Origin of the sequence: Streptococcus sp. SI1, from assembly GCF_030439945.1 — a bacterium.
GTDB classification, from domain to species: domain Bacteria; phylum Bacillota; class Bacilli; order Lactobacillales; family Streptococcaceae; genus Streptococcus; species Streptococcus intermedius.
The window spans coordinates 61431-87907 of the sequence record NZ_JAQFJE010000001.1 but is presented as its reverse complement, the minus strand read 5'-3'; the positions used below and the strand labels follow the sequence as shown (position 1 = coordinate 87907).

Sequence of the window (26477 nt, the reverse complement as noted above, 5' to 3'; positions counted from 1 at the left end):
CACAAAACAAATGCTAAACCTCTCCCTCAAACTATAGAAAAAAGCCTATTGCACAAGCTAGAAAGCTTGACGCAATAGGCTTTTTAAATCGCTGTTATTTTACAGCGTCTTTAAGAGCTTTACCTGCTTTGAAAGCTGGTACTTTAGAAGCTGCAATTGTGATTTCTTTACCAGTTTGTGGGTTGCGACCTTTACGAGCTGCACGTTCACGAACTTCAAAATTACCAAAACCAATCAATTGAACTTTTTCACCAGCTGAAAGAAATTCAGTTACTGCTGCAAATACTGCATCAACTGCTGCTGCTGAATCTTTTTTAGTCAATTCTGTAGCTTCTGCTACTTTTGCGATTAAATCTTGTTTGTTAGCCATTTAACAAATCCTCCAAAATATTTTATGAATTAGTAGTTACTAATCCTAACAAGTATTATCATATCTAAAAAATACCATTAGGTCAAGCACAAAACGAACTTTTTTATATTTTTCACAAAATATTAAACTTATTCATAACGAACTAGGACTGCCCAAGCATTTTCTCCCGTATGCGTTTGAATAATAGAACCCGTTTCTAAAACAGGAATTGGCATGGTCACATACTCTTGCAAGACTTGTTTCATCTCGTTCGCCAATTCAGCAGTCCCTGCATACGAAATTCCAATTTCTGCCACTTTTTTATCTTGCAGATTGACAGCTAAATCATTGACCCATTTTTTAAAAGTTTTTACGCCCCGCCCTTTTACAATTGGTTGTAGTTCATGCTGTTTCATCTGCATCACCACTCGAATATTCAGAAGCGAGCTGAGAAGTCCTGTTACACGACCAATGCGACCTCCTTTTACAAGATTTTCAAGAGTTGATACACCAATATAAAGTTCCGTTTTTTCACGCACTTCTTCAATTTTTGCTAAAATATCTTCTAAATCAGCACCTGCCTTGGCTAATTTGGCAGCTTCTACCACTTGAAACTTCAAAGCTTGATCTGTAAAAGAGCTATCAATGACTGTGACATCAACATTTGATAAAGTAGCACCTTGCCGTGCGGCCTCAACTGTTCCAGATAAAGCATGGGACATATGAATTGAAATGATTTTATCAGCATGTTCACCTAATCGTTCAAAAACCTCTGCAAAGACTCCAACGGGCGGTTGACTTGTCTTAGGAAGATTTCTACTGGACTGCATTAAGCGAAGAAATTCTCCTTCTTTCAGATCAGCGTCGGAATAAACAACACCATCTACCATTACAGACAAAGGGACGATTGTAATCTCTAAATCCTCTACAACTTGCGGTTCAATCGTAATAGATGAATCCGTTACAATTTTGATTTTTGCCATGTTTTCCCTACTTTATAATTTTTATCTATTTAATTTATTATATCAAAAAAATAATATTTTGTGGAATAATTTTTCTGAATAAAATATGTAAAAGATGTGTATAGCTCTTTATTGTTCTCAATAGACAGAATTATTAAATTTTCAGAAAATAATTGACACTCTAATGTTTTTTTGTTAGCCTATTCTAGTATCTTAAGTTAAAGTAAATTTTCAGAGAAAGAGGGAATAGTTGACAAATGAAACAGACAAAATTTTTAGGAATTCTTTGTCTTATACTGGCTTTCATTTCAATTATGGTTGGTGCTAGCAGTTTTTCTTGGCATAAACTACTTAGTGGTGAGACGAACACTTGGCTGTTGTTTTTAGAGTCACGCTTACCAAGGACCATTAGTATCATTTTGGCAGGTTCTAGCATGAGTATTGCAGGGCTTTTGATGCAATCTGTTACACAGAATCATTTTGCGGCGCCTAGTACAATTGGAACAGTAAATGCTGCAAAGTTCGGTATGCTTCTCAGCCTCTTCTTCTTTCCAACAGCAAATTTGGCTCAAAAAATGCTCTTCGCCTTTCTCTCTTCTATTTTTTTTACGATTATTTTTATTAGATTTATCAGAAAATTATCATTTAAGGAAAAATGGTTGCTGCCACTTGTCGGAATTATTTATAGTGGTGTCATTAGTGCAGCTGCTGAAATTCTTGCCTATCATTTTGATCTAGTGCAAAGTATGACATCGTGGACGCAAGGATCTTTTGCAATGATTCAGACACATCAATATGAGTGGCTTTTTTTGAGTTTTGTTATTCTGATTGCTGTCTGGCGGTTGTCTGCTACTTTTACAATCATGAATCTAGGAGAAGATGCTAGCCATAATCTAGGGATATCTTTTTATCAAATGGAAGGATTGAGCCTATTTCTCATTGCTCTCACAACCAGTGTGACAATGATTACAGTAGGCTCGCTTCCTTTCATAGGCGTGATTGTACCAAATATTGTGCGAAAATTTTATGGAGATCATATCACGCGCATCAAAAGTATTACTGCCCTGACAGGAGCAGGCTTGATTTTAATCTGTGATATTATGTCACGTATGGTGATCCGTCCCTACGAAATCTCAGTTAGTTTGATTCTGGGAATTTTTGGAAGTTTAACATTCATTTATCTTTTATGGCGAGGTGCCACTCATGAATAAAATGAAAATCCAAACAAGAGGACTCATCATCTTGCTACTTTTTGTGGCTATAGTAGCTATATTTTTCTACCTGATGCCAACAGAGTATCCTTTGACAGGCTTTATCATAAAACTGCGATCGCAAAAGTTATTGGCCTATCTAATCATTGCAGTTGCTGCTAGTTTTTCAACAATCAGTTTCCAAACGATTACTGAAAATCGATTTTTAACACCAAGTATCCTAGGCCTGGATGCTCTCTACGTGCTCATGCAGACTGTCTATCTATTTTTTGCCAATCAGTTTATTGGAAAGATATCAAATCCCTTGTTTGAGTTTATTATCATTATGAGTATTCAATGTGGATTTTTCCTTTGTTTGCAGCCTATGATTAAAAAACTGTTACAACAAGGTTTTGTGTTCATCTTACTCATCTGTATGGCATTAGGCACACTATTTAGAAGTACGAGTACCTTTCTGCAAGTATTGATGGATCCTAACGAATACGATAAGCTTCAAACAAAACTATTTCCTTCATTTCAACGAATGAATATGGAAATTGTTCTGATTGCTACTGTCATCATCGGACTAGTCAGTCTATATGTACTGAAAAAGAATGCTGTGCTCAATGTCTTCCGTTTAGATAAAAAGACAGCTATGATTTTAGGCATAGAGGTAGAAAAAGAGCAAAAAAAACTGCTATGGGCTATTGTTTTACTGACTTCGTCAACGACTGCTTTAGCTGGACCCATGATGTTTTTTGGCTTTATGATGTCTAATCTAGCCTATCTACTCATCAAAGAATACCAGCATAAATGGCTCTTTTTAGTGGCCAGTTTACTCGGCTTTATCTTTCTAATCAGCGGACAACTGCTGGTAGAGCGAATCTTTCAACTACAAATTAATGTCAGCATGGTCATCGAGTTAGTAGGAGGTTCTTTCTTCTTCTATCTGTTAGCAAAGGAGGCAAAACGTTAAATGCAATTAGAAAACATTAGCAAATCATTTGGGGAAGAGTTAGTCTTAGACGACATTCGTTTAAGAATTTCTCCCAGTAAATTCACCGCCTTTATCGGACCAAACGGTGCTGGCAAATCTACTCTTCTCTCTATCATGAGTCGCTTACTCAAAAAAGATCAAGGGTTTCTCAGTATCAAAGGAAAAGAAATTGAAGCTTGGAATTCTAGAGAATTAGCTAAAGAGCTAACGATTTTAAAGCAAAAAATCAACTATCAATCGAAATTAACCGTTGAAGAACTAGTTTCATTTGGGCGCTTTCCGTATAGCCAAGATTACTTAACAAAAGATGATGTTCAAAAAGTGGAGCAAGCCTTGATTTATCTGAATATCCTTGACTTGCGAAATCGCTTTATTGATACACTTTCAGGAGGGCAATTGCAACGTGTCTTTATTGCCATGGTTTTGGCACAGGATACAGATTTTATTCTTTTGGATGAGCCACTGAATAATCTGGATATTAAGCAAAGTATTGCCATGATGAAAATCTTGCGTTCACTTGTGGATGATCTGGGAAAAACGATTATTATTGTCATTCATGATATCAATATCGCTAGTCAATATGTGGATGAGATTGTCGCCTTTAAAGATGGAAAACTCTTTTGTCAAGGTACGACAGAACAAATCATGAAAAAAGAAACTTTAGATTCATTGTACGAAATGGACATAACCCTTGGTGAAATCAACGGGAAAAAAATCTGTGTATATCTATAATTTAAATTTGGAGGATTTCTGATGAAACAGAATACAAAAAAACTATTGTTATCTATCCTTACAGCTTTTGCTGTTGTGCTTTTAGCAGCTTGTGGTGCTCATAATAAACAAAACACAAAGACAAATACCTCATCTTCTGCAAGTGAAGTCTCTATTAAATCGGCAGCAGGGGAGACTAAAGTTCCAATCAATCCTAAAAAAATTGTTACGTTTGACCTTGGTGCAGCCGATACCATTCGGGCTCTAGGAAAGGAAAGTAGTCTCGCTGGGATCCCAAAGAAAACCTTGCCTGCTTACTTGAAAAATCTTTCAAAAAACATCAAAAATGTTGGCACCATGAAAGAGCCTGATATGGAGGCAATCGCTGCCTTGAAACCAGATTTAATCATTGCTTCTCCACGTACGGCACAGTATGTTAAGAAATTTAAAGAAATTGCTCCTACTGTCCTTTTTAAAGCAGATAATAAAGATTACTGGGGGTCTACTAAACAAAACATTCTCTCCCTGGCAAGTATCTTTGGAGAAGATGGAACAAAAAAAGCTAAAAGCGAACTAGCTGCATTAGATAAAGAGATTGAAAGTGTTGCAAGTGCAAATGAAAAGTCAACTAAAAAAGCCTTAACGCTTATGCTGAACGAGGGCGCAATGTCAGCATTTGGTGCGAAATCACGTTTTGCATTTCTTTATAGCACCCTGAAATTCAAAGCCACTGATGCCAAAATTAAAGACTCTCGGCATGGTCAAGAGGTCAGTTTCGAAAGTGTCAAACAAATCAACCCAGACATTATTTTCTCTCTCAACCGAACTCTTGCTATCGGTGGTGATAATTCAGTGAATAAAGATTTATTGAATAATTCATTAATTCAAGAAACAAATGCTGCTAAAAAGAAAGCGATTGTTAATTTAACATCGGATCTTTGGTACCTTAGCGGTGGTGGTCTCGAGTCTACTAAATTGATGATTAAAGATGTCAAAAATATAGCTGGAAAATAAACAAAAAGAGTTGAAAGAAAACTTACTTGAAAAGTTCTTTCAACTCTTTTGTTGTACAACATTCAATTATCTTCAGCCACCAATGTATGATTTTTGACGAAATAATGTTCTAAAATGCCCTCGTCTCCGAATAAAACTCCATGGAGAACCCCACCATAGACAGCTCCACCATCCATACCAATTTTTTGATCCTGCGTTCTCCAAAGGTGACTTGTCCCAGGTCTCTCAGAAAAGAGATAAAAAGTTGGGGTATGACCAAATACGATTGTCTTTCCGGTTTGATTGTATCCCTGATGAAAGGGTTCACGCAACCAAACCTTTTGATAATCACTAGTTTGGTGCCAATCTTTCAAATCTAAATCAATACCGGCATGCACAAAAATATACTGTTCTGTTTCAACAAAGAAGGGCATCTGACGGATGAAAGTCACGAGATCTGGTGCCTCTTCTAACACGCGCTTAGCATCTTCCACTCCATCAACAGGAGTATCTAAAGATCGTCTTAAAATGGAATTGATTGTCGTATCTCCACCATTACGGCGATAATGTTCATATCCTCTCTCGGGATTATCTAACCAAGTTAGAAACATATACTCATGATTTCCAGAAATGCAAATCGCTCCTTGCTTTACAACAAGGTTCTTCACACACTCTAAAACTGCTCTACTATCCTCACCACGGTCAATCAAATCTCCTAAAAAAATGAGCTGGCTTTTTCCATCCCATTTTTTGAGTAGCATTTTTAGCATATTTGCCTTTCCATGTACATCTCCAATTACAAAATAATTTGTCATGGTTTTCCTCCTGATAAAAGAAGAGATTGAAACGCAAGTCTCCAACTTCAAAGCCTCTTGTATAGTAAACAACTAGTGCAGAAACGAACTATACTCAAAGTACTACTTTGAAGTTATAGATAAAACTTGCGAAGCAAGTCACTCTTCCAAATTTGGAAGAGTGCTTTTGACGAAAACTTCATTTTATTCCATTGCTGACTTAGCAGCCTTCTAGGTGCTTAAGCAACTTTGTAGAAATTAGATTATACAAATATTCGGGGGCATTATACCAGAACTTTGGCATAACGAAGGAGACAAACAATGTCAACCTATTTACTGTTTCAATAGTTCTCTAGCCTGAGTGAGAGCTGCTTCAGTCACATTTTCACCCGCTAACATTTTAGCAATCTCTTCGATACGCTCTTCATCAGACAACAAGCGAACTGTTGAAACGGTTGAATATTCATCTGATATTTTCTCGATGAAAAATTGATAGTCTGCAATAGCAATCACTTGTGGCAGGTGCGAGATGGCAAGAACTTGTCCATTGGAGCCAATTTTATGAATTTTCTGAGCAATAGCTTGCGCAACACGTCCAGATACGCCTGTGTCTACCTCATCAAAAACAATGCTTGTCTTGCCTTCTTTACGAGAAAAAGCAGACTTGATTGCCAACATCAAACGTGACAATTCACCACCGGAGGCAATCTTAACGAGCGGTTTGTAATCTTCGCCCGGATTAGTCGAAATGTAAAATTCAACATGCTCATTTCCCTCGCGGCTAAACTTTCCTTTGGTAAATTGAACTCGAAAATTCGCCTTTTCCATATAGAGATCTTTTAATTCTTGCTGAATCTCTGCTTCTAATTGCTGGGCTAATTCGTGCCGTCCCTGACTCAGACGACCTGCTAGAGAGACCAAATCTTTCTCTAGCTTTCTCAACTCTTGATCCAAATCATTTGATGAGAGATTCTTTCCAGTCAGAAGCGCATATTCTTTAGAAATTTGCTCTAAATAAGCTAACACATCATCCACATGCCCACCGTATTTACGAGTAATGCTATAAATCAGATCTAGACGCCTTTCAACTTCTAAGAGACGATCACCATCAAAATCCATGTCATCTAGAATGTCTTCCAAACGCTTTGTTGCGTCTTCCAGTACATAGTAAGACTCAGAAAGATTAGCCGCAATTTCTTTGTAAGTAACATCGTACTCTTCGATAGCTTCCATATCATTCATGGCAGCTCGAATATTAGATAAACTCGAAAAATCCTCATTATCCAGCATAGCGTAGGCATTTGTCAAAGTGTCTGCAATCTGCTTATGGTTGAGTAATTTATCGCGTTCTTGGTTTAATGCCAAATCTTCGCCAGCTCTTAAATTAGCCGCCTCAATCTCTGCAATCTGATATTCCAGCATATCAATCCGCGCCTTATTTTCTTCTTGATTCTTCTGAATCGTTATAACTTGCTTACGCAACTGACGATACTGATCAAAAGTTTGCTGATAATCCGCTTTGAGTTTAAAAAATACTTCATCTCCAAACTCGTCCAACATAGCAATATGTAACTGGGAACGCATCAACTCTTCTTGGTCGTGCTGACCATGAATATCCACCAAATGCTGTCCAACCGATCGCAAAACGGATAAATTGACCATTTGACCATTAATACGGCTGATACTGCGACCGTTTTGGAAAATTTCTCGCCGAATAATCAACTCATCTGTCATATCAAGCCCTTGCTGCTCAAAGATTTCAACCAAAGCTTTACTCTGTTCAATCGCAAACAGTCCTTCAATCTCAGCTTTCGGAGCGCCATGACGAATCACATCTGTTGTTGCTCGGCTTCCCAACATCATATTCATAGCATCAATGATAATAGACTTCCCAGCACCCGTTTCACCTGTCAAAACGGTCATGCCTTGCTCAAAATTGAGAGAAACCTCTTCAATAATTGCAAAATTTTTAATGGAAATTTCAAGTAACATAGGCTACCTACCAATTTTTTATCTCTTCCAATACCTTATGAGCCATTTCTTCATTACGGAAAATAAGGAGGATTGTGTCATCATCCGCTAAAATACTAAAAATGTCATCAGAAAAATCTTCTACAATTTGTCGCTTCACAAAAGCTGTGCTTCCAGGGACAAGGCGAAGGTTGATCATATTTCTTAACAACTCAAAGTCTAAAATATTGTTATCCGCTAATTTTAAGCTTGTACTAGCTGATTTTGGTAATTCATAGATATAGGTGTTATTCTTCTGCGGAATTTTGACAATTCCCAACTCTTTAATGTCTCGTGAAATGGTTGCCTGTGTTGCTGTGATTCCCGATTGTTTCAGATATTCTACAATGGCTTCTTGTGTTCCAACTTCATAGTCCGACACAAAATGTCTAATTTTTTCTAATCTTTCTTTTTTATTCATCCTTAAATTCCTTATGTGCTGTTTCCACGACAGTTGTAATCATCGGCTTTACTAGGTTTTCGGGGTGAAACCTTTTTTCTAAATAGGCCAGAAATTCCACATTCCCATGTCCACCTTGAATAGGGGAGAAATCCAGACCTTTGACAGAGAATCCGGCTTCAACCATAAAGTCCGTTACTTTTTCTAAAACTGCTTGATGCACTTTTTTATCTTTTACAATTCCATTCTTGCCAATTTGCTCTCTACCGGCCTCAAACTGCGGCTTAATGAGTGCCACAACTTCTCCATTTTTAGCCAAAACCTTATGCAAAGCTGGTAGAATGAGACGAAGCGAGATAAAACTGACATCAATGGAGGCAAAACTAGGTATCTTCTCAAAATCAGCTGCTTCAGCATAACGAAAGTTAAATTGCTCCATGCTGACCACTCGCTCATCTTGACGGAGTTTCCATGCCAGCTGATTCGTACCGACATCTACTGCGTAGACTTGCTGTGCACCATTTTGCAGCATAACATCCGTAAAGCCACCTGTCGAGGCTCCAATGTCCAACGTGACCTGCTCCTCAACTGAAATGTCAAACACCTGCAAAGCTTTTTCTAATTTTAAACCACCACGACTGACATATTTGAGCTTTTCTCCCTTGAGTTTCAACTCCATACTTTCATCAATTTTTTCACCAGGTTTATCAAAACGTTGACCATTGGCAATGGCAACAACTAAACCTGCCATGACCCCTCGTTTAGCTTGTTCTCTCGTTTCAAACAAACCTTGCTTATAAGCTAGAACATCTACTCTTTCCTTCGTCATTCAGCCTCAAACTTTCTATTATTTTTCTGATAGCATACCCTGAAAAATCTATGTCCATTTCTACTTCTGCTAATAAAATCTCAGCTGCGCTCAACTGTTCTTCAAAGAAATGCTTAGCACCATCCAAGCCCAAGATAGCTGGATAAGTGGCCTTCCCTGCTGCTACATCTTTTTGTGGTGTCTTCCCCAAGTCCTCAAAGCTAGCTGTCTCATCTAGAATATCATCTCGCACCTGAAAAGCTAGTCCAAGTAATTGACCCGTTTTTCTTAATTTTTCTTGCTGCGGTTCTGCTAGTTCAGCAATCAAACCAGCTGCAATAAAAGGATAGGTCAGGAGCTTACCAGTTTTGTTAGCATGAATAACCTGTAACTCTTCCAAACTAACGTCACGACCTTCTCCTTGCATATCAAGAACTTGACCTCCAACCATGCCAAAGGTTCCAGCAGCTTGAGATAATTCTGCAATTAAGTTTGCCCTAATCTGACTAGGTAATGCCGCTTCTGCTACTAAGGCATAAGAATCCAAAAAGAGCGAATCCCCAGCTAAAATAGCCATATCCTCTCCAAATTTTTTGTGGCTGGTTAAACGGCCACGACGATAATCATCATCATCCATAGCTGGTAAATCGTCATGAATCAAACTTCCAGTATGAATCATCTCAAGCGCTGCGGCCACCTGAAAATGGGCCTCTGTCAATTCCAAACCCATACCTTCTAACAATTCCAAAAGCAGCAGAGGGCGAATCCGCTTGCCACCTGCATTGATCGAGTAAAGAATCGCTTCAATCAAATCAGCCGATACCATCTTTTGAACATAAAAATTCTCAATAGTCCGTCCAATTCTAACCAATTTTTCGTCTTGTTTCATTCCACTTCCGTTTCTGTACCGTCAGCCTGCATAACCTTGACTAGTGTTTTTTCTGCCTTATCTAAGGTTGCTTGAAGTTCTTTTGAAAGTTGCATTCCTTTTTGAAACTCAGAAATCGCTTCTTCCAAAGGGACATCTCCGTTTTCTAACTTTTGCACAATGACTTCTAAATCAGCTAAATTTTCTTCAAATTTCTTTTCTTTTGACATTTTTTACCTCAACTTCCAGATGACCATCACGCATAACCACACTGACCTTGTCACCCGTTTCTATATCTTTGGCACCTGACACCACCTTGTCGTCTTTTTGAACAATCGCATAGCCACGAGCCACAATTCGACTGGTATCCAACATAAGCAATGCATCAGATAATCGCTTGACTTCTGCTACCTTGTAATCATAAATCACTGCCGTATTGCTACGTAAAAGGCGTTCCAACTGGACTGCACGTTCTTGATAAGTCTGAACCATGCTTAAGGGAGATAAAGCCTCCAAACGATGTTCTAACAACCTTGCTTGCTGCATCCCTTCACTATAATATTCGCGAATTTGTTGCTTGAGTCGCAAATTTAATTGATCTAATTTTTGAAGATAGCCATCATATAATCGTTCCGGTTGACGAAAAATGACAGACTGGCTCAACTTACCCCATCGCTCACGATTATAAGTAAGACGATTAGATGTAGCAGTAGCCAAACGATTTTGTTGCTGCTGTATGTGCGCTAAGAGATCCAATTTTGTTACAGGCGTTGCTAGTTCTGCAGCGGCAGTTGGCGTTGCGGCGCGTCTATCTGCAACAAAATCTGCCAAAGTCGTATCTGTTTCATGCCCTACACTTGAAATGATTGGAATTTGAGATTCAAAAATAGCACGGACAACAATTTCTTCATTAAATGACCAAAGATCTTCAATTGACCCACCACCTCGGCCGATGATAAGGACATCTAAATCCCTTCGCGTATTAGCACGACGGATACTATCTGCCACCTGAGTAGCAGCTCCTTCTCCCTGTACTTTGGTTGGATAAAGAATAATCTCTACTCCTGGAAAACGACGGCTAACAGTTGTAATAATATCACGAATCACTGCACCACTAGGACTAGTCACTACCCCAATTTTCTTAGGAAATCGTGGTAAGGTTTGTTTAAATCGAGTCTCAAACAAGCCTTCTTCCCCTAATCGTTTTTTTAGCTGCTCAAACTGAATTGCTAAAGCCCCTACACCATCGGGCTCCGCTTTTTCAATGATAATAGAGTAGGAGCCACTTGGCTCATAAAGCTGAATCCGGCCGACAACATTGATTTTCATGCCTTCTTCCAAGTCAAAACCTAGCTTTTTGTAAACTCCGCCCCAGATTGTTGCCTGAATAACAGCCTTTTCATCTTTGAGAGAGAAATACTGATGATTCGGACGTTTGCGAAAATTGGAAATTTCTCCTGTCAAATAAACCCGCTCTAAATAAGGATCTTTATCAAACTTTAACTTTAAATATTTAGTCAAGGTCGATACAGATAAATACTCAGCCATTTCTCTCCTTTCTTCCCCTATAGTTCTTCTTCATTTGTAATGTTTATTATACCAAACTATCTATAAAAAATCATTGACAGAATTCATAAAAGTGTAAAAAAGCCTAGTTTCCTAGACTTCAAGCTGATCCTTCCTCAATGAGCTTGCTAAACTACACAAAGTACTAAAAAATAACAAGTATTTCATAGATATGGTCTAAACATTCGCAAGATAGAAGCCTACTCTATTGACTTCTATACAAAGATTTTGTTATAATGTTAAGCAGCTTAACAAGGAGGGGCTATGAATAAAAAAGAACTATATTCTTTCAATCAATTATTTCAATCGTTCATACAAGCCTATTTACAATTGGAAAAGCAGCAACATTGGATTAAACCATTTAAAAATTTAACCCTTGCAGAAGTTCATACAATTGTTGAAATTGGCAAAAATAATAAGATTTCCATGATAGAACTTTCTAAACTTCAAAATATTTCTCGTTCTGCAATTAGTCAGATGATAAAAAGATTAGAAACAAAATATCTTGTCAAAAAGTTACCATCTCGCACCTCTAAAATCGGATATCAATTGGTTCTAACTGATACAGGTCAAAAAATTTTAAAAATTCATAAAGAGCAACAGCAATATCTTAGTCAAGAACTGTTAAAAATTTTGAATCATTATCCCCCTGAGATAATTGATTCATTTGAAAACTTAATGAAAGAAACAAAATTACTATGGGAAACTTTACCCTGGTTAGATTAATTGTTTTTATTACTGTGTGAAACGCACTTAACAGAGGGAGGTTAAAATGGTTGTAAAAATTTTTGTAGAAAGTCCTAATTTATTTGCTGACTCACCTTTTAATATCAGAATTACTGGTTTACATCCTTATCAAGAAGCAACTGTCCGAATGATTAGTCGAGATTATTATAATATTAATACATCAATGGCTTTATCTCCTGATACTATTTGGCAGTCTCAAGCTATTTTTCTGACAAACGCAAAAGGAAGCATCTCTCTAAACAAAACTCCTGCTATCTCTGGTTCTTACACAGGAGTAAGCGAAATGGGGTTATTTTTCAATCTCCAACCAACAAGTCAAGAAAAGAAGAAATTATCTAAAAACATCAAAAACATCCCCTTATTTTCTAGCTTTCATCTACAAATTCAAGTAATTCAAAAAGAAGAAATACTAGAAGAAATCCAATTTGAAAGGTATTATTTGGATCCAGACACCAACTACCATGAAGTACAATTTAAACAAGCAATTGGTCGCCTTTTCTGTAGAAAGAATCAACAACAAATGCCTGCTATCATCGTACTTAGCGGAAGTGATGGTCGAATTGAAAAAGCCCAAAACATCGCTCAGCTATTATCAAATCATGGCTTCGCCTGTTTAGCACTTGCTTATTTTGGCTTAGATGGGGTGCATCAAAATCTAAATCAAATTCCGTTAGAAATTATTAAAGAGGCAATTGATTTCCTTAAAGGAAAAAGCGATATTGCTTCTGATAGGATAGGAATATATGGTCGTTCAAAAGGAGCTGAATTTGCCTTAGTTGCCGCCTCTTTGTTTTCGGATATTCATTGCTTAGTATTAAATTCCCCATCTATGGCAGTTTTAGAAGGATTGAAAGGGTACAAAAATTCAAAGGCCTCTTCTTGGACTTATCATAATAACGAACTGCCTTACACAGCTTTTTCCATTATAAAGTTAATAAAACAAAGATTCTTTAAGCAACTTTGTAATTTCAATCCACAAAGTATCATTCCTGTAGAAAAAATACAAGCTAATATTTTACTAATTGCATCTCCAAATGACGAAATTTGGCCAGCTTATCAAGCTTCTTTAAATATTCTGAAAAAGGTCAATCAAAAATATGTCTCAGATTTAGCTATATATCCCAATAGCAGACATATGTTAACTGTTGCTTATCAAGGAAATCATCGATATCATCAGATTCCTTGGGAAAGACTGCTCCAAGATAGCATTGATTCTTGGAGAAAAACAGTTTATTTTTTTAAACAGAATTTATAAAGTTAGTAGAGAACTATATGAATTATTCACTTTTATACACACAAACCCAATCGAAAAACGATTGGGTTATTTTATAAGAAGCATTTTATAAACTAAAGATCGCAGAAGTTAAGAAATATTATATAATTCTAAACACCCCTTTATAAAGTTATTTTCTCTTTTCAATACTAAATCATGGGCAAACTTTTTTTCATAAAAAGTCATAGACATAGTCTGACCATTTATAAACAACTCTAAAGAATTTGTATCGCGGGCAAGTTCTAATATAAATGGTTCGTTCAATGATGTTAACCTCATATAGCGAGTATCAGAATACGGCTCTTCTTTTCCTTTAATTGCATACCCCACTCCTACACGACTGAATTCTAATATTTGATTTTTTTGAGAATAAGCAATTTTAATGAATTGATTATGCTCATTTTTAGCATATTGAAGTTCAAAATCACCTAATTGTTCTAATTCTAGACGAATATACTGCTGTTGTCTCACACTGTTTTCAAGACGCAAAACAGCTTCTTTATCGGATAAAATAATTTTCCCCTGTACATCCAATTGTTGAAATAGGCTACGAGGAATTTCTTGATACAAGCAATTGTTTTTTATAGAAAGTTTACGAGGCAAGGTCATCATGCCAGACCATCCATGTCCCAGTTCGTGAGAAGGAATGGTCCGATTCCACATTTGCATCCAAGCAACCAGATATCGCTCTCCTGTATCATTCACGCAGGTCTGTGGAGCGTAAAAGTCCAAACCACCATCCACTTCGTGTTGATGTTCGACTTTAAAGCGTCCAATTTTCCAATCTATTTCCCCAATAAAGACCAGCGTTGAATTGATATTCCAATACTGATATTGCTGCCGTTTCATTTCAATTGGTGATATCATAAGCACCCATTTACCGTCTAATTCAAATAAATCTGGACACTCCCACATGATTCCTTCTTCCTGATTTCCTTCCAGAAGAACGGATTTGAATTGCCAATTGAAACCATCTGTTGATTCAAATAGAAGAATTTGACCTCGTGAATCAGCTGTTTTAGAAGCTACAACAGTATAATAGATATTCCCATATTTGAACATTTTCGGATCTCGAAAATCTGCAATATCCGCAATTCTTTGAATTTGTTCTTGTGAGATAACAGGATTACCAACGTATTTATCAAAAACAATACCATCTTTAGATGTCGCAATACACTGGGTTTCTATCCGCTCCTCACCAGCTTCAACATGGCCTGTATAAATAAGTACCAATCTATCATCTACAACCAATGCACTACCTGAAAAACAACCGTTTTGGTCGTAAGTTTCACTTGGTGCTAAGACAACTGGTAATTCCTCCCAATGGAGCAAATCTTTCGACTTTGCATGTCCCCAATGCATGGGCCCCCAAATGCTATCATAAGGGTGAAATTGATAAAAAAGATGATACTCTCCTTTGAAATAGACAAACCCGTTAGGATCATTCATCCAGCCAATTGGAGGCAACAGGTGAAGCTTGCCTCTGTACTGATTCACTACTTGATGTCGGTGATTAGCTATATATTCGTTTGCTTTTTGAATGTTTATTTTCATATATTACCTACTTAATCCCTGTACCTGATCCACCTAAACCTTGGATAATATATTTTTGAGCAACGATATAAACCAAAATCAGTGGAATAGTTGATATGGTCAACACAGCCATTACTTGATTGATGTAAACAGGCTGTGTCGTATTGATTGTAGTAATAGCAACTTGCATGGAAAATTTTGAAGAATCTGTTAACACCATTAAAGGCCAAATATAATCATTCCAGCTGGAAATAAAGGAAAGCACACCAACCGTTGCAATTGCTGGTTTTGACATTGGCAACATAATCCGAAAGAAAATACGTAAAATACTAGCTCCGTCCATTCTAGCAGATTCAATAATTTCCTCTGGAATAGCAATAAAGAAATTTCTAAAAAGATAGATATTAAAAATACTTGCTAAACCTGGAATAATAACTGCTAAACGATTATTAACCAACCCCAGAGTATTGATAATCGTAAATTGAGGAATGAGCATAGTTTCCATTGGAATGATAAGCAATCCCAATAGAAATCCAAATAAATACTTTTTCCCCGAAAAATTTATTTTAGCAAATGCAAACCCTGCTAGTGAATTAATAATAATCGATCCGATAGCAAAAGTCCCCGCATAAAACAAGCTATTAGACAAATAGGTTAAAATACTAAATCGTGCCAATACTTCTTGGTATGGTTTAAACCAATTTAGTGGATTAAAACTTGGCAAAAAGGCCTGCCAACCTGTTAAATTTTTGTAAACTTCTGCCTCTGGCTTCATAGAAGAAACAACCATCCAAAGCATTGGAAAAAGAAAGAGTGCTGCTAACAAAAGCAAGAGAACATATTCCAAAATAGTATTTGGTTTTATCCTTTTTCGCTTCATATTATTCATCCTCCTTCAAGACACGTCTTTGCACGAGACTAATCATACCAATCAAAGTTGTAAACACTAGAGCAATCGAACTAGAGTAACCGACTAAACGATCAGTGAATCCTTGTTGATAAATGTAGTACACCATGGTAATTGTAGAGTTCATTGGGCCACCCTGCGTCATAACCATTGGTTGTACAATCAATTTAAAAGCTGAAATTAAGGTCGTTAAGAGCACAAACAAAGCAGTGGGCTTCAAGAGTGGCATGGTGATATAGCGAAATTGTTGCCACTTAGTAATACCATCCAATTCTGCGGCTTCATAGACATCTTGAGGAATGTTTTGCATTCCACCAAGAAAGAGTAACATTTGATAACCTGCACCTTGCCAAGCAGAGACAAACACGATAGCATACATAGCCTGTTTTGGACTTCTCAAAAATGGTTGAGAAGCAATGCCAATTTTATTTAATAAAGCATTTAATAAACCATTATTTGGATTGAGCAAATACAACCACAAAATAGAAATAACAACTAAAGACATAACAACTGGCGCAAAAAATGCAACCTTGAAAAACATATTTCCTTTTCGCTTTTTATTAACAATCAAAGCCATCCCAAGAGCTGCACCCAGCTGAACTGGAATAATCCAGATAACAAATTGTGCCGTATTTAAGACGCTTTTCAGAAATGTAGGATCTTTAAGCAAACGAGCAAAATTAGCTAATCCAATAAATTTACGCTCATTCGGTGTTAATAAATAATAATCCGTAAAGGCGTAATAGACTACCATTCCAACCGGAATGACTAAGAAAATTAACAAAAGAATCAATGCAGGTGATAAAAAACCATAACCTAATAAATTTTCTTTTAATTTCTGACGCTTCTTTTGAACCATAATAAATCTCCTTCTTCTTGAAATAAAACGGAGATGAAACAGAGCCGCTTTTTAGGACATTGCCTCATCTCAAAGATTAGAACAGATTCTATTTGTTCAAGGAATCATCAATTGCTGTTTGCATTTCTTTTGCACGTGAATCTAGTACTTTTTGAACACTTGGATTTTCCTTATAATAACTAATATCTTGCATAGCTTGTTGGAATGCCCGAGATACTTGTGGATAAGCTACAACAACTGGACGCGCATGAGCAGTCGCTGCATTTTGTTCCATCAAGAATTTCATTGGTTCAGAAACCTTATTTTGCATATTCTTGATAGTTGATTTACGAATTGGCAAAACGCTATTCCCCAAGCTTAAGATTTCACTTGATTCTGTATTGGTTGCAAATTTGACAAATTCAGCCGCTGCTACTTTTTTATTAGATTTAGTAGTGACTGCCAATTGCCAGCTTCCTGAAGGAGAGACTAATTTCTTTGTCTTATTAGATACCGGATATGGTAAAATACCGAAATCAATATCTTTGTAATTAGTTTGTAAGTCAGCAATTGTCCACGAACCACTCAAAACCATTGGATATTTTCCGGTTTCAAACCCCTTTTCAACTGGGCTAACTGTTGTATACCCTTGTTTAATAAGATCTTGAATAAATTGAACTGCTTCTACGCTTTCTTTGGCATTAAAATAGCCTGCAGCCTTTGTTCCCTTTTTATTGACAACCGTACCACCATTTGACCAAATCAGGGGCATATAAGCATATGGCAACATTTCATCATTTGAATTAAGGCGGAAATCAATCGCAGCTTCTTTAAAATGATTTTTTAATTTTTGGCTAATCGCTTTAAATTCATCCCAAGTCCAAGGTTTTTTCAAAGTTGGCAAGCTTGCTTCATCTATACCAGCTTCTTTGAACATTTTTTTATTATAATAAATACCAACGTTTGACTCTGAATAGCCAAAAGCATAGAATTTCCCATCATAAGTACCTTGTTGCTTGATACTATCAAGAACATCATCCATGTTGTTATCTTTTAGATACTTATCTAATGGTGCAATAACTTTTGATTTTGCATAAGCAGCTGTGTTGGGACCATCAAGTGTAATCACATCAGGAAGGCTATTCGTTGAAATGGCAGCATTAACCTTATCTTCGTATCCGCCTCCGCTTCCACTACGAGGAATATACTCTGTCGTAACTTTGTATTTACCCCTATATTTTTTGTTAAAGTTTTGAACGACTTTTTCCCAAGCTTTTCCTTCAGCAGTTTCATCAGAAAATTGAACCCAAACTTTTACATCATTGGATGCGCTCTTTGAACTTTTATTAGAACTTCCACTACAACCTGTTAACACTCCGATTGACAAAGCTGCAACCATTTATAGAACAATACCTTTACGCATAAGCCTCTCCTTTTTGGAAACGTTTCATTTTTATAATCTTATTATAACAGCGCTTTCATCAAAAGTCAACACTTTTTATACTTTTTCGTCAAATTCCTTCTTTTTCGTTGTACCCCCTTCTTCAAAATGAACTGGAATAGTAACTCTTGATTCGACAACTTTGTCTTTTGCAATTAATCGAAGCAATAAATTAACTGAAGCTTGGGCTATCAAGTCCAATGATTGCGCAATTGTTGAGAGTAAGTAAGTCTGGTCTGCAGCATTGCGCAAGCCATCAAAACCAATAATTTGATAATCTACGGGTGCTGTTTTCCCTAATTTTTCCATTACTTTCATGACATCTAGTGCCATAAAATCATTGACTGTAAAAATACCATCAATCTGTGGATGTGCTACCAAAAAATCTGCAATTTGTTGCTTAGGATTCAACAAAGGTTCTGACATATCTAATTTCAAAACAGAGTAACCTTGTGCCTCTGCTTCTGCATAAAATCCTCTTTTCCTCTGTGTTGTTTCATTTTCATGAATATTAGTTCCCCCTATATATGCTAACTGTTTAGCCCCTCGCTCTAATAGTTCTCTTGCTGCAATTTGTCCACCAATATAATTTTCCGAAGTCACATAAGCGACATTTTCTGAAAAATGGCGGTCAAAGCTGACAAAAGGGAGACTAGAGGAAATATAGCGATCGATATCTGAGTAAGTAATCCCAATAATGCCATCTACTTTATTTTTTTCTAACATTTCGATGTATTCAATTTCATTAACTGCATCTCCATCTGCATTACAAATAAATAATTTATACTGTTTTTTCAGCAATTCCTTTTCAACATAATAAGCAAACTCAGAGAAAAAAGGATGCCAAATCGTTGGAATAATCAAAGCAACAATATTACTTCGATTTGTTTTTAATCCTCTAGCATATTCATCTGGAGTATAATCCAACATTTGAATAGCATCTTGAACCTTTTGGTATGTAGAATCTTTTACTCGATAACCGTTTACAACACGTGAAACTGTTCCAACTCCCACTCCAGCTAGCTCAGCGACATCTTTCATTGTTGCCTTCATAATTAACCTCCTTTCTTACTTTTATGTTACCATGCGACCACTTTAAAGACAAGAATTTTTTATAAATTTCATTATTTACGGCACTATCTCTTCATCCACTTAGGAATCGCTTTACTAATTTCTGTTGGCAAGACCACATAAGATTTTTTGCTCAACTCCTCTGCAATCGCCGAATGAAGATAGACAGCGGCAGTTACACGATCTAGTAGAGAGCTCGTTTTAAATTGTCCTGTAAAGCCTGCAATCATACCTGCAAGTGTGTCTCCCATACCGCCTGTTGCTTGATACGGACCTCCAATGGACAGTTGAAAACAGTTCCGATTTCCACTTTGAAAAATAGTCGTTCCATGCTTTTTTTGAACAACGATAGTTTTAACAGGAAAAGCATTAACTGCTTCTTGACTTTTTTCGAGTGTCTGCTCTGTTAGCTTTAATCCACTCAACCGTTCCCATTCTTTTTGATGTGGTGTAAAAATCGTATGTGCCTTTGGAAATGGCAAAACTTCTTTGCTAAAAAAAGAAATGGCTCCACCATCCATGATAAAAACTTGACGTTCACTAACAAGATTTATTACCAACTGTAAAGTAGCTTTTTCAAGAGGATTTTCAGCCAAACCTGGACCAATCAATAGCACATCTGCCTTTTGTACCTGTTCTTTCAATAATTTCTCGTCCCGAATATCAAAAGCCATTGCCTCAGGTAATTGTGCATGCAGCGATGGGATATTTTCCTTATCTGTTGCCACTGTGACCAAGCCAGCTCCACTATAGATCGCAGCCATTGCTGCCATTATTATTGCGCCACCAAACGGATAAGTACCGCCAATCAATAACAGACGACCATACTCTCCCTTGTGACCATTCAGCGCACGTGGCTGAATAACCTTTTTCAATAATGTATAGTCTACCACTTTCATGTTTGCTCCCTTCACTTATGCCAGTATAGAAGTGACACCCTTGTTTATCTTTATTTTACCATAAACGAAATAGACATGCCTCCAAAATCGAAGACATGTCGCATTCTATTTCTTTAAACTCCGTTTGCAGGCTCTATATGTCTGTTCCATGAGCATAGTAATGGTCATGGGACCAACGCCCTTTGGCACAGGAGTAATGAGGCTAGCGATTTCTGATACTTCATCAAATTTTACATCGCCAATCAATTTACCATTCTGATCACGGTTCATCCCCACATCAATCACGACTGCACCTTCTTTAACAAAATCTTTCGTCACAAAGTGACCACGACCAATGGCGACAACCAAAATATCAGCTTTTTTTGTGATCTCTGATAAATGATGTGTTCGTGAATGCGTCAGGGTTACTGTTGCATTTTTAGCAAGTAAAAGCTGTGCCATCGGCTTACCCACAATATTACTTCGTCCAATGACCACCGCACGTTTGCCTTCTAAGTCAACACCATACTCATGAAACATTTCCATAATACCAGCAGGTGTTGAGGGAATCATAACAGGATGGCCACTCCAGAGTCGCCCCATATTCATCGGATGAAAGCCATCCACATCTTTATCGGGATCAATCGCTAACAGCACCGCTTCTTCATCAATATGTTTTGGAAGAGGCAATTGCACTAAAATACCATGCCAAGCTAAGTCTTGATTGTATCGTCCTATCAAAGCAAGTAATTCTTCTTGGCTAGTCGTTTCTGGCAAACGTACCACCTCACTATGAAGCCCCACTGCCAAAGCTGAACGCTCTTTATTTCGTACATAAATCTGACTGGCTGGATTATTTCCCACTAAAATCACTACAAGACCTGGAATCGTTCCTGTTTCGTCTTTTAATTTTCTAACCTTTTCTGCTAACTGTGTTTGCAATTTTTCTGCCAAAGCCTTGCCATCAATTATCTTTGTCATATCCATCTCATTTCTAATTTCTTCATTCTATTATAACATATAACAAAAAAATGACTGCTTTTTCTTATAAAACGTTATCAATCAAACGATCGTAGAATTCCTTCCTTCTTTCAGCTTTTAATATTTTATAAAAATTTACATAAAAAACAGAAAAAAATCAGCCAAAAAACTTAAAATTACCTTAAAACTTAAAACTATTTTAAGGTAACTGCTTTAACATAGAACACGGTACCGATTTAGTTTAAAAATATATAGAAGGGAAGAAAATTATGCAAATAGCCAAACAGGCTTTGAATTACATCAGTAGAAAAAGAGTTAAAACTCTTCTTGTATTTCTGATACTTACTCTCATTTCAACTGCCTTAACTAGTAGTTTTTCCATTATGGGAACAACTAATAATATCGAAAAGAAAATCTATGACGCATCTAATACCGGCTTTACCATAACTAGTAAAACACTTGAACGACCACTTTCACTAAAAACAGCAGAAAAATTACTTGAGAATAAAGAAATTTCAAAATTCAACTTCAAATACGATGCTTTAGCAAGTTTGACAGATAAAACTGTTGTTAAGAAAAAACAAGGTGTCACAAGAGACAATCAAAACCCTGTCCTCAACAATCTGGTTGCTGCATTAGGAACAAGTGATTCTACTCTAGAAACAACCTTTGCAAGTGGTGTTTTCAAACTTGAACAAGGAAAGCCAATTCGTAAAGGTGATAAATCCAAGATTCTCATCCATGAAAAATTAGCTAAAAAGAACCATTTAAAGGTTGGAGATAAACTAAAACTAAAGGGAGCTTCCTTAAAGGATGAGGATGCTAAACAACTCCATGAAGTAGAGTTTGAAATTGCTGGTATCTTCTCTGGAAAAAAAGAAGAGAAACAAACAGGTTTAAGCTCAGATGCGACAGAAAATACTGTCTATATGGACTATGAATCGAGCCAACACTTACAAGGCTACAAACCAGCTGATTATAAATTATCTGCAGCCGTTTATTTCGTATCAAATCCAAATCAAATTGATAAAGTCATTAATACAGTCAAAAAGTCAAAAATTGATTGGAAGCAAACTGATCTTGTTAAAAATTCTAAGGCTTTTGAAGCAGTTTCTTCTTCTGTTACCAGTTTCAAACAGATTATTAATGTTTTAACTTTCAGTATCATTATTGGAAGTATCATCGTTCTTTCTTTGATTCTCATGTTCTGGTTGAGAGAAAGGATTTATGAAATCGGAGTACTATTATCTCTCGGTATTTCAAAAGCGATGATTATCTCTCAATTCATACTGGAACTGGTTATCATATCAGTATTTAGTATGGCACTAGCTTCTATTAGTGGCTCTTATATTTCCACTATGGTATTCAAAGGGTTTATAAAAGGCGGTCAACAACAAGATAGCTCATCTGCTATTTTTGAAAATATCGTTCCGCAGTTACATACCTCTACTATTCTGATGACTTATGGAATACTGCTCATCATTATTTTACTTGCAGTAGTAGGTTCATCTTCTATTATCCTACATAAAAAACCAAAAGATATTTTAACCGATATAAGTTAAGGAGACAAAACATGACAATTTTAAAAATGGATTCAGTTAGTTACCAATACAATAGCCTACAAGAAAATGTATTGAATCAGATCACAGCTTCATTTGAAGAAGGAAAATTTTATGCTATTATAGGGAAATCTGGTGCAGGAAAATCAACCTTGCTTTCCCTTCTTGCAGGACTTGATACTCCTACAAAAGGAAAAATCCTCTTTGAAGATCAAGACATCGCTCAAAAGGGCTATAACCATCACAGACGGAAACAAATCTCCCTGGTTTTCCAAAATTATAATTTAATCGATTACTTAACTCCGATGGAGAATGTTCGACTCGTAAATTCTCAAGCAAGTAAAGATAGCTTACTACAACTTGGACTCAACGAAAAAGAAATCCATCGTAACGTATTACGATTATCAGGTGGCCAGCAGCAACGGGTTGCTATTGCACGCGCTCTTGCATCTACAGCACCGATTATCTTAGCAGATGAACCAACTGGGAACTTAGATGAAGGTACTGCCATGGACATCATTGAAGTCCTAATTAAATCAGCTAAACAAAAAAATAAATGTGTGATTGTTGTAACACACAGCAAAGAGTTAGCTAATAAAGCGGACGTCGTCTTAGAGTTAAGCAATAAGAACTTAGTCGAAGTCACTAAGAATTATAAATAAGACCTCCAAGGAGAAGAAATTATATGTTAACGATAAAGAACGCCCTTGCCTATGTATGGCGCAAAAAAATAAAAACACTGATTATCTTTTTGATCCTGTTAGCCATCTCTACTTTAACACTTGGCAGTATTGCTGTTAAAAATGCAACAGATGCTGCTTCAAAAGAGACTTTCAAAAATATCACTAGCAGTTTCTCAATGCAGATTAACCGCGAAGTGAACCAAGGCACCCCTCGCGGAGCAGGAAATCTTAAAGGCGAAGATATCGAAGCTGTGGAAAAAGTTAAAGGTATCTCTGGCTACATCAAACGAATGAATGTTGTCGCTGACCTAATTGATCACCAATTGGTTGAATCTGGAGAAACCGACTTTGAAAGCGAAGATCGAAAACAAAAATTCGGCCGTGCCATTATGGCAACAGGTATCAACGATTCATCTAAAGATGATAAATTTACCGCAGAAACCTTCAAACTAGTTGAAGGTAGACATATCAACAAAAATGACAAAAATGTTGCTTTAATTCATAAAGATTTTGCAGAAAAGAACAAACTTAAAGTCGGGGATACGATTAATATAAAATCGAATACTTATGACTATGATAACGTTCGCAAAGCTAATAAAACTACTAAAGTGACAGTTATCGGAATTTTTGACGGAAAAAATAAAGGAGGCGTTTCTAGTCCTCAAGAATTGTATGAAAATACCTTTATCACAGATTTAGAAACGACTAAAACTTTACAAGGTTCAACAGATAAAAACGCTATTTATCAAGATGCTACTTTCTTTGTAAACGGTAGCCAAGATATTGATAAAGTGATGGCGAAAGTAAAAGAAATATCATCTATTGATTGGGAAGCCTACACCCTTGTTAAGAGTACAAGCAACTTCCCAGCACTTCAATCTTCTATTAACGGTATTTATGGCGTTACTGGAAATCTCTTAATCGGAACTCTAATCTTTGGAGCGATTGTTCTTACCCTAGTCTTGTTCTTATGGATCAATGGTCGTAGAAAAGAAATGGGAATCATGCTTTCAATGGGAATTAGCAAAACAAAGATTTTCTTCCAATTTATCACAGAAGTTCTCTTTGTAAGTATATTTAGCTTCATTGGTGCTTACTTTGCAGGTAGTGCTGTCAGCAAGGTGATGGGAAATAGCATTTTAAAACAAGTTACCAGTGGTATTGCTGAAAAACTAGCTCGAGAAGGTAAGAGTGCCAATCTTGGAGGCGGGGCTGAAGTGGATGGCTTTAACAAGACCCTCACTAGCCTCAATGTACATGTATCTCCTGATGATATGACCAAGGTGGTCATCTTTGGACTTGCCATTGTCATCGTTTCCGTCCTCATTGCTTCAGTCACACTCCTTAGTAAGCAACCAAAAGACTTACTAATGGGTGATAATAGCAAGTAGAACACAGAAACCATTCATATAAAGAGGCTGAGAAAAAGATCTCAGCCTCATTTTATTATGGTCGAAAGCCTTTGACACGGTAGCTAATGCTTAAAGCACTGCTTTTAGGTTGCGAATAGAACTTGCGGAGCAAGTCACAATTTTGTTCGTCTTTTAGGCTCCAACAAATTTCTTTGATAAACACTTCGTTTTCTTTATTCACCACCTCAACAGTCTCCTGGTCTCTTGAGTAACCTGAGCCTAAAAACAAGAGAGCGAAACTAAACATATTCAATTTTTCGTTCTGCCCCACTACCTTACTTGATAAGTTACTTTTGCCAACCTTCGAACGGAATAACCTTGGATTCGCTTTGACATATCAAAGAATGATGTGAAGTTCTTTGGATTTGCTCTCTTAGCCATTGTATGTTGTTTGTCTTTTTGCTACCAACCCTACTGATTGTTTACTGACTTTTACAGTTCTTTCGATGTGCTTTCAACTTCTTCATAGCCCAGTCATAATGACTTGATGTGCTACTAATAAAGTAGGAGCCGAGGGTACTCCCTCCAACCCATTTATAGATGCCCTTTGAAAACAACTCTTCATCCGTAAAATTTTCAGCTAAAACCAGCACGTTTTTCTGAGATTGATGAAGCATTTTAGTTGCTTCTTCTAACGAAGTCTGTTGATGCTTCTGCCAGAATGCCACATTCAGCTCACCATAGTTTTTCCAATTATAAGCTAGTGGTAAAAATGACTTTTCTACACCATTTTGATTAGAATACACCCAATTGAGAAGTAATTGTTGCCACTCATAAAGATGAATGAGAACATCTCTAAGATTTTTATCTCTCTTCCAATGAGCTTCTTTCCGTTTCTCATCTTTTGAAAAATCAAATGGGGTATTCAACTCTTCTTCTGTTAATTGAGAAATCAATGACTGTAGCTTTGCATATTGCTGTGTCGCTGCACTAATCAACTCAGTCTTGCTAGTCGGCCTTACCATGTTAAATTCTCCTTCTGCTTTCTGAATGAACAGGAAACAACTTGACAATATTGCACTGACCCCAAAAGCTAGATTTTTTGTGTCTGACTTTTGGGATACAGTTCACATCTAAGTGGATACTTAGAGGATATTCTTATTAGAGACTTACAAACTTAATACAACAATTCATAGATTTCCATCGCAATCAAATCAATGCTATCAAACGTATATGTTTCACGCGCTGCAACATCTCGCAAAGTGAAAACTGAGCCATTTTCTTCATCATAACTATAAGCTACTTCTGCTACAACAACTCCGTCACGTTCAAAATTACGTTTCAGATTGCCACCATCTTTTGTCATAGCATCTAAACGATTGATAATTCTTACTAAATGTGATTCCATTTTCCTTCTCCTATTCATTTATACGTTACTATTTTACCACAAATGAAAGATGAAATACCAGCAAAAGACCCATTTTTGGTAAATTTAACACAAAATGAAACGCTCAAATATAAACTTCTCTCTTTTAACACTTTATCCTTGCAATGTTTTAGAATACT

At 36.7% G+C, this 26477-nt stretch carries 27 protein-coding genes; 9 read left to right on the top strand and 18 right to left on the bottom strand.

From position 1 onward, the window contains the following. Window positions 1–94: 94 nt before the first annotated feature. The gene (locus PCY10_RS00525; protein WP_003036014.1) at window positions 95–370 is read right to left on the bottom strand and encodes an HU family DNA-binding protein; all 276 of its coding nucleotides are present in this window, start codon (window positions 368–370) and stop codon (window positions 95–97) included. A gap of 128 nt (window positions 371–498) precedes the next feature. Beyond that, window positions 499–1332, bottom strand: a complete 834-nt coding sequence (locus PCY10_RS00520) for a DegV family protein (RefSeq protein ID WP_003076577.1) — start codon at window positions 1330–1332, stop codon at window positions 499–501. A gap of 236 nt (window positions 1333–1568) precedes the next feature. Between PCY10_RS00520 and PCY10_RS00515 the strand changes: the two genes are divergently transcribed. From PCY10_RS00515 to PCY10_RS00500, 4 genes are read left to right on the top strand one after another with little or no spacing between them, the layout of a single operon-like run. Beyond that, window positions 1569–2522 carry an ABC transporter permease gene (locus PCY10_RS00515; protein ID WP_301558735.1) on the top strand — a complete coding sequence of 318 codons (954 nt, stop codon included), beginning with the start codon at window positions 1569–1571 and terminating at the stop codon, window positions 2520–2522. Beyond that, window positions 2515–3477 (top strand): iron chelate uptake ABC transporter family permease subunit, encoded by a 963-nt coding sequence (locus tag PCY10_RS00510; protein ID WP_003076294.1) that lies wholly within the window; start codon window positions 2515–2517, stop codon window positions 3475–3477. Before PCY10_RS00515 ends, PCY10_RS00510 begins: the two co-directional genes overlap by 8 nt. After that, a complete protein-coding gene (locus PCY10_RS00505) occupies window positions 3478–4230 on the top strand; it encodes an ABC transporter ATP-binding protein (protein ID WP_021002497.1) in 753 nt (250 codons plus the stop codon). A gap of 21 nt (window positions 4231–4251) precedes the next feature. After that, window positions 4252–5223: a siderophore ABC transporter substrate-binding protein gene (locus PCY10_RS00500; RefSeq protein WP_003076389.1), complete on the top strand. Its 972-nt coding sequence runs from the start codon at window positions 4252–4254 to the stop codon at window positions 5221–5223. A gap of 62 nt (window positions 5224–5285) precedes the next feature. On the opposite strand, the gene PCY10_RS00495 is transcribed toward PCY10_RS00500, so the two are convergent. From PCY10_RS00495 to xseA, 7 genes are all read right to left on the bottom strand, one after another. Further along, entirely contained in the window at window positions 5286–6017 is a 732-nt protein-coding gene (locus tag PCY10_RS00495) for a metallophosphoesterase (RefSeq protein WP_021002495.1), read from the bottom strand. Between the two features lie 312 nt (window positions 6018–6329). Continuing rightward, window positions 6330–7988, bottom strand: a complete 1659-nt coding sequence (gene recN, locus PCY10_RS00490; RefSeq protein ID WP_021002494.1) for a DNA repair protein RecN — start codon at window positions 7986–7988, stop codon at window positions 6330–6332. A gap of 7 nt (window positions 7989–7995) precedes the next feature. Beyond that, window positions 7996–8427 carry an arginine repressor gene (locus PCY10_RS00485; protein ID WP_006269766.1) on the bottom strand — a complete coding sequence of 144 codons (432 nt, stop codon included), beginning with the start codon at window positions 8425–8427 and terminating at the stop codon, window positions 7996–7998. Further along, on the bottom strand, window positions 8420–9235 hold the full coding sequence (locus PCY10_RS00480; RefSeq protein ID WP_021002493.1) for a TlyA family RNA methyltransferase: 816 nt from the start codon (window positions 9233–9235) through the stop codon (window positions 8420–8422). Before PCY10_RS00480 ends, PCY10_RS00485 begins: the two co-directional genes overlap by 8 nt. Beyond that, on the bottom strand, window positions 9201–10103 hold the full coding sequence (locus PCY10_RS00475) for a polyprenyl synthetase family protein (protein ID WP_021002492.1): 903 nt from the start codon (window positions 10101–10103) through the stop codon (window positions 9201–9203). Before PCY10_RS00475 ends, PCY10_RS00480 begins: the two co-directional genes overlap by 35 nt. Then, window positions 10100–10312, bottom strand: a complete 213-nt coding sequence (locus tag PCY10_RS00470; RefSeq protein WP_003068213.1) for an exodeoxyribonuclease VII small subunit — start codon at window positions 10310–10312, stop codon at window positions 10100–10102. Before PCY10_RS00470 ends, PCY10_RS00475 begins: the two co-directional genes overlap by 4 nt. Next, complete coding sequence (xseA, locus tag PCY10_RS00465) at window positions 10290–11630, bottom strand: exodeoxyribonuclease VII large subunit (protein ID WP_021002491.1); 1341 nt, start codon at window positions 11628–11630, stop codon at window positions 10290–10292. Before xseA ends, PCY10_RS00470 begins: the two co-directional genes overlap by 23 nt. A 282-nt stretch (window positions 11631–11912) precedes the next feature. Between xseA and PCY10_RS00460 the strand changes: the two genes are divergently transcribed. Both PCY10_RS00460 and PCY10_RS00455 read left to right on the top strand, forming a co-directional pair. Continuing rightward, window positions 11913–12374, top strand: a complete 462-nt coding sequence (locus tag PCY10_RS00460) for a MarR family transcriptional regulator (RefSeq protein WP_021002490.1) — start codon at window positions 11913–11915, stop codon at window positions 12372–12374. A 46-nt stretch (window positions 12375–12420) separates the two neighbouring features. Next, window positions 12421–13650 (top strand): acyl-CoA thioesterase/bile acid-CoA:amino acid N-acyltransferase family protein, encoded by a 1230-nt coding sequence (locus PCY10_RS00455; RefSeq protein WP_021002489.1) that lies wholly within the window; start codon window positions 12421–12423, stop codon window positions 13648–13650. Between the two features lie 108 nt (window positions 13651–13758). Here the strand turns inward: PCY10_RS00455 and PCY10_RS00450 are convergent, their stop codons facing one another. From PCY10_RS00450 to PCY10_RS00420, 7 genes are all read right to left on the bottom strand, one after another. Further along, window positions 13759–15222, bottom strand: a complete 1464-nt coding sequence (locus PCY10_RS00450) for a glycoside hydrolase family 32 protein (protein WP_021002488.1) — start codon at window positions 15220–15222, stop codon at window positions 13759–13761. Window positions 15223–15229: 7 nt separating this feature from the next. Beyond that, window positions 15230–16081 (bottom strand): carbohydrate ABC transporter permease, encoded by an 852-nt coding sequence (locus tag PCY10_RS00445; protein ID WP_003076941.1) that lies wholly within the window; start codon window positions 16079–16081, stop codon window positions 15230–15232. 1 nt (window position 16082) lies between these two features. After that, entirely contained in the window at window positions 16083–16967 is an 885-nt protein-coding gene (locus PCY10_RS00440; protein ID WP_003071975.1) for a carbohydrate ABC transporter permease, read from the bottom strand. An 88-nt stretch (window positions 16968–17055) separates the two neighbouring features. Next, complete coding sequence (locus PCY10_RS00435; RefSeq protein WP_301558734.1) at window positions 17056–18345, bottom strand: sugar ABC transporter substrate-binding protein; 1290 nt, start codon at window positions 18343–18345, stop codon at window positions 17056–17058. Window positions 18346–18444: 99 nt separating this feature from the next. After that, entirely contained in the window at window positions 18445–19440 is a 996-nt protein-coding gene (locus PCY10_RS00430) for a LacI family DNA-binding transcriptional regulator (RefSeq protein WP_003071972.1), read from the bottom strand. Between the two features lie 83 nt (window positions 19441–19523). After that, window positions 19524–20357, bottom strand: coding sequence for an NAD(P)H-hydrate dehydratase (locus PCY10_RS00425; protein WP_021002486.1), 834 nt, complete (start codon window positions 20355–20357; stop codon window positions 19524–19526). Between the two features lie 105 nt (window positions 20358–20462). Then, entirely contained in the window at window positions 20463–21317 is an 855-nt protein-coding gene (locus PCY10_RS00420) for a bifunctional methylenetetrahydrofolate dehydrogenase/methenyltetrahydrofolate cyclohydrolase (protein ID WP_041787370.1), read from the bottom strand. Between the two features lie 269 nt (window positions 21318–21586). Here PCY10_RS00420 and PCY10_RS00415 point away from each other — a divergent pair, with 269 nt between their 5' ends. The 3 genes from PCY10_RS00415 to PCY10_RS00405 are packed head-to-tail and all read left to right on the top strand — an operon-like array spanning window position 21587 to window position 24950. Next, on the top strand, window positions 21587–22879 hold the full coding sequence (locus PCY10_RS00415) for an ABC transporter permease (protein WP_009569159.1): 1293 nt from the start codon (window positions 21587–21589) through the stop codon (window positions 22877–22879). 11 nt (window positions 22880–22890) lie between these two features. After that, window positions 22891–23538 (top strand): ABC transporter ATP-binding protein, encoded by a 648-nt coding sequence (locus tag PCY10_RS00410; protein ID WP_003071962.1) that lies wholly within the window; start codon window positions 22891–22893, stop codon window positions 23536–23538. Window positions 23539–23561: 23 nt separating this feature from the next. After that, a complete protein-coding gene (locus PCY10_RS00405) occupies window positions 23562–24950 on the top strand; it encodes an ABC transporter permease (RefSeq protein WP_003071961.1) in 1389 nt (462 codons plus the stop codon). Between the two features lie 443 nt (window positions 24951–25393). Here PCY10_RS00405 and PCY10_RS00400 read toward each other — a convergent pair whose 3' ends face one another. Together PCY10_RS00400 and PCY10_RS00395 are read right to left on the bottom strand one after the other, a co-directional pair. Continuing rightward, window positions 25394–25936, bottom strand: a complete 543-nt coding sequence (locus PCY10_RS00400) for a ClbS/DfsB family four-helix bundle protein (RefSeq protein ID WP_003077029.1) — start codon at window positions 25934–25936, stop codon at window positions 25394–25396. A 152-nt stretch (window positions 25937–26088) separates the two neighbouring features. Beyond that, window positions 26089–26319: a DUF1797 family protein gene (locus tag PCY10_RS00395; protein ID WP_003023686.1), complete on the bottom strand. Its 231-nt coding sequence runs from the start codon at window positions 26317–26319 to the stop codon at window positions 26089–26091. Window positions 26320–26477 lie beyond the last annotated feature (158 nt).